The sequence below is a fragment of the Pseudomonas sp. DF11 genome, assembly GCF_058148565.1.
In genome coordinates, this window is sequence record NZ_JBYVYN010000022.1 from 1 (window position 1) to 1,395 (window position 1,395).

1 rRNA gene is annotated in these 1,395 nt (G+C 53.7%); it reads right to left on the bottom strand.

Going from position 1 to position 1,395, the window contains the following annotated elements:
* Window positions 1-28 precede the first annotated feature (28 nt).
* Window positions 29-1,395, bottom strand: a 23S ribosomal RNA gene (locus tag AC30D9_RS29355); the annotation flags it as partial.

The window sequence follows — 1,395 nt, forward strand, 5'->3', positions numbered from 1 at the left end:
TCGGGTCAGCAAATTGCTTGGGTGTTATATGGTCAAGCCTCACGGGCAATTAGTACAGGTTAGCTCAACGCCTCACAGCGCTTACACACCCTGCCTATCAACGTCGTAGTCTTCGACGGCCCTTCAGGGGACTCAAGGTCCCAGTGAGATCTCATCTTGAGGCAAGTTTCCCGCTTAGATGCTTTCAGCGGTTATCTTTTCCGAACATAGCTACCCGGCAATGCCACTGGCGTGACAACCGGAACACCAGAGGTTCGTCCACTCCGGTCCTCTCGTACTAGGAGCAGCCCCTCTCAAATCTCAAACGTCCACGGCAGATAGGGACCGAACTGTCTCACGACGTTCTAAACCCAGCTCGCGTACCACTTTAAATGGCGAACAGCCATACCCTTGGGACCGGCTTCAGCCCCAGGATGTGATGAGCCGACATCGAGGTGCCAAACACCGCCGTCGATATGAACTCTTGGGCGGTATCAGCCTGTTATCCCCGGAGTACCTTTTATCCGTTGAGCGATGGCCCTTCCATACAGAACCACCGGATCACTAAGACCTACTTTCGTACCTGCTCGACGTGTCTGTCTCGCAGTCAAGCGCGCTTTTGCCTTTATACTCTACGACCGATTTCCGACCGGTCTGAGCGCACCTTCGTACTCCTCCGTTACTCTTTAGGAGGAGACCGCCCCAGTCAAACTACCCACCATACACTGTCCTCGATCCGGATGACGGACCTGAGTTAGAACCTCAAAGTTGCCAGGGTGGTATTTCAAGGATGGCTCCACGCGAACTGGCGTCCACGCTTCAAAGCCTCCCACCTATCCTACACAAGCAAATTCAAAGTCCAGTGCAAAGCTATAGTAAAGGTTCACGGGGTCTTTCCGTCTAGCCGCGGATACACTGCATCTTCACAGCGATTTCAATTTCACTGAGTCTCGGGTGGAGACAGCGCCGCCATCGTTACGCCATTCGTGCAGGTCGGAACTTACCCGACAAGGAATTTCGCTACCTTAGGACCGTTATAGTTACGGCCGCCGTTTACCGGGGCTTCGATCAAGAGCTTCGCGTTAGCTAACCCCATCAATTAACCTTCCGGCACCGGGCAGGCGTCACACCCTATACGTCCACTTTCGTGTTTGCAGAGTGCTGTGTTTTTAATAAACAGTCGCAGCGGCCTGGTATCTTCGACCGGCGTGGGCTTACGCAGCAAGTGCTTCACCCTCACCGGCGCACCTTCTCCCGAAGTTACGGTGCCATTTTGCCTAGTTCCTTCACCCGAGTTCTCTCAAGCGCCTTGGTATTCTCTACCCAACCACCTGTGTCGGTTTGGGGTACGGTTCCTGGTTACCTGAAGCTTAGAAGCTTTTCTTGGAAGCATGGCATCAACCACTTCGTCACCCA